This is a genomic window from Catenibacterium sp. (genome assembly GCF_052354645.1).
Taxonomy (GTDB): Bacteria; Bacillota_I; Bacilli_A; order Erysipelotrichales; family Coprobacillaceae; genus Catenibacterium; species Catenibacterium mitsuoka_A.
Window position 1 is genome coordinate 1 of record NZ_DAWDDM010000235.1, and the last position, 3,155, is coordinate 3,155.

Here is a 3,155-nt window from a genome sequence, read left to right on the forward strand (position 1 = left end):
GTTATGCTTCCATTCAAGTAGCTTATCATACGCTTTTCTCTTAAAAAACATAGAATACCTCCTCACTTTTTAAATATATATAACTTTCTTCAATCTTATTATCTGTCAAAATGTGACTTTCTTCAATCTTTTATTTACCAAAAATGTGACTTTCTTCAATCTTTTTTTAGCCTAAAATGGTACTTTCTTCAAAGTAACGGTAATTATATTATATATAATTATGCATAAAAAAAGGGGATAGCCTTAGCTATCTCCTCATGACTATTCTTCATCAAATAAAATTAGATCATCAAATGTCTGTCTTCTTACAACGACTCTTGATTCACCTTCATAAGTGAATACTACAGCTGGTTTAGGTAACTGGTTGTAATTAGAAGACATAGAGTAGTTATATGCACCTGTAGAGAATACTGCAAAAATATCTCCTGGCATAATATTAGCTGTAACTGGTAAATCCTTAGTAATCATATCAGCACTTTCACAGATCTTACCTACAACTGTTACAGTCTTAGTCTTTGTTTCTCCTGCTTTATTTGCGACAATACCATCATATTTCGCATCATATAAAGGTGTACGGATATTATCAGACATACCACCATCAATAGAAACATAAGTACGTACATCAGGGATTTCTTTAATACATCCTACTGTATATAGTGTAATACCTGCATTACCTACAACATAACGTCCTGGTTCAATCATAACAGCTGGACGTTCCCATCCATGACTATCATATTCATTATAAATAACTTTCATGATTTCTGATGTAATAGATTCAAAATCAAGTGGTTCATCCTGTTTAGTATAAGCAATACCATAACCACCACCGGCATTGATCTTACTTGTTACAACACCAAATGTATTATAGATTTCATTCACAAACTTCATGAACTGAAGCATTGCATTCACATAAGCGAATAAATCAAATACCTGAGAACCAATATGACAATGAATTCCTTCATATTCGATATTATCAGACTCTAAGATTTGCTGAATAGCTTTTAAATAGATACCATAATGAGAACTAAAGCCAAACTTAGTATCCTTATGACCAGTCATAATATAGTTATGACCACCAGCTTTAATACCAGGGACAATTCTTAAAGTTGCCTTTACTTTCTTACCTAGCTTCCCTGCAATCTTTTCACAGTTTTCAATTTCATAGAAATTATCTACTACGAAATGAGTCACATCATGACTTAATGCATATTCAATTTCTGAAGGAAGCTTATTGTTTCCATGGAAGTAGATCTTATCTGGATCAAATCCAGCACGTAATGCGATACTGATTTCTCCTGCAGATACGCAGTCAATTCCAATACCATATTCATTTGCAAGCTTATAGATAGCAAGACAGCTAAAAGACTTAGAAGCAAATAATGGAAGTGCCTTTTCATACTTATCCATGAACTTTGTCTTTAATTCATTCATCTGATGTCTAATATGACCTTCACTCATAACATAAAGTGGTGTGCCATACTGCTTTGCAAGATCAGATGCTTTAATACCATCTATATATAAATCATTGCCTTTTATATCAGCAAACTGTGTCTGTAATACCATACCATTCCCCTTAATATAATGTTTTTAAATCAAATAAACCTTTGTCTTTATTCATTAATGCCTTTAATGCAGCAACAGCACCATTCGCAAATACTTCTTTAGAAAGAGCTGTATGCTTTACTTCTACGATTTCATCCTGTCCTGCAAACATGACTGTATGTTCACCAAAGATTGTCCCACCTCTTATAGATGAAATACCTACTTCATTTCTTTCTCTCTTACGATGAATAGAATGACGATCATAAGTAGGTTCTAATGAATCATCTAAAGCATTATTAATACCATCATATAACATCACTGCAGTACCTGATGGTGAATCAATTTTCTGGTTATGATGTTTTTCCATGATTTCAATATCAAAATGATGTTCAAAGAATTCTTTCGCAAATTCACTCACCATCTTATTCATCATAGCCACACCATAAGAAGTGTTATAAGACTGGAAGAGGGCAATCTCATGAGATGCTTCTTCAATCTTCTTTAAGTCTTCTGCACTAAAGCCAGTAGTAGCGAATACAACTTTACACTTATTCTTTAATGCATAAGATAGAATACTATCTAGATTGGCAGGATGTGAGAAATCAATAATGGCATCAATATCATCCTGTACTTCATCTAATGACTTATATGCAGGTACTTCTGGCTGTACATCAAACACAGGAGATACAACACCAGCTAATTCTAAATCTGCATCATTCATCACTGCATGGGCTACTTTCTTACCCATTAAACCATAACCATATACTAATACTTTCATCTTAATAACCCTTACTTTCGAATTCTTTCATTGCATCAAATAATAACTTCTTATTTTCTTCTGTAGTTGGAATAAGAGGCTGACGAAGCATATCACTTTCAATAACACCCATATGCTTTAAAGCAGCCTTAGGCATGATTGGGTTAACATCAATAAATAAGTATTTAGAAACATCATTTAAATCATAAGCCATCTTTCTAGCAAGTTCTAAATCACCCTTTAATGCAGCCTGGGCAAACATTTCTGTTTCTCTTGGATAAAGGTTAGATAATACTGAAATAACACCTTTACCTCCTGCTGCGATAAATGGAAGAATATTATCATCACATCCAGAATATAAATCAAAGTCCATATCCTTAGTACGTGTTAATACTTCCATTGCATACGCAATATCATCTGTTGCATCTTTCATAGCAACAATATTAGGAACCTTTGCAAGTTCTACTACTGTATCTACACTGATCTTCATACCAGTTCTACCTGGTACGTTATACATAATAAGTGGTAAATTACTTGCAGCAGCAACAGCCTTATAATGTTCAATTAAACCTCTCTGAGAAGTCTTATTGTAGTAAGGTGTTACAACTAAGTTTGCATCAGCACCTGCTTCAGCATTGAACTTAGCCTTTCTAATAGCCTGTGCAGTATAGTTAGAACCCGCACCTACAATAACCTTTACACCTGTACCCTTAGCCATTTCTACTGTAATCTTAGTGAGTTCAAATTCATCTTCAATATCAATAGTAGCAGGTTCACCAGTAGTTCCGTTGACAAGTAATGCTTTTACACCACCATCAATCATTCTCTGTACCTGTCTCTTATAACCTTCGTAATC

Annotated in this window: 3 protein-coding genes; all 3 read right to left on the reverse strand. The window is 33.9% G+C overall.

The window, feature by feature from the left end:
• Nucleotides 1-261: 261 nt before the first annotated feature.
• Nucleotides 262-1,563: a diaminopimelate decarboxylase gene (gene lysA / locus ACT8VG_RS09230; protein WP_006504657.1), complete on the reverse strand. Its 1,302-nt coding sequence runs from the start codon at nucleotides 1,561-1,563 to the stop codon at nucleotides 262-264.
• 10 nt (nucleotides 1,564-1,573) lie between these two features.
• Nucleotides 1,574-2,320 carry a 4-hydroxy-tetrahydrodipicolinate reductase gene (gene dapB / locus ACT8VG_RS09235; protein ID WP_022424591.1) on the reverse strand — a complete coding sequence of 249 codons (747 nt, stop codon included), beginning with the start codon at nucleotides 2,318-2,320 and terminating at the stop codon, nucleotides 1,574-1,576.
• A 1-nt stretch (nucleotide 2,321) separates the two neighbouring features.
• The coding region (dapA, locus tag ACT8VG_RS09240; RefSeq protein WP_444195697.1) for a 4-hydroxy-tetrahydrodipicolinate synthase at nucleotides 2,322-3,155 on the reverse strand (834 nt) is incomplete at its 5' end.

Bases quoted from the DNA above. Each gene is read 5' to 3' on its own strand.
- lysA (WP_006504657.1), bottom strand. From the start codon at position 1,563: ATGGTATTACAGACACAGTTTGCTGATATAAAAGGCAATGATTTATAT.
- dapB (WP_022424591.1), bottom strand. From the start codon at position 2,320: ATGAAAGTATTAGTATATGGTTATGGTTTAATGGGTAAGAAAGTAGCC.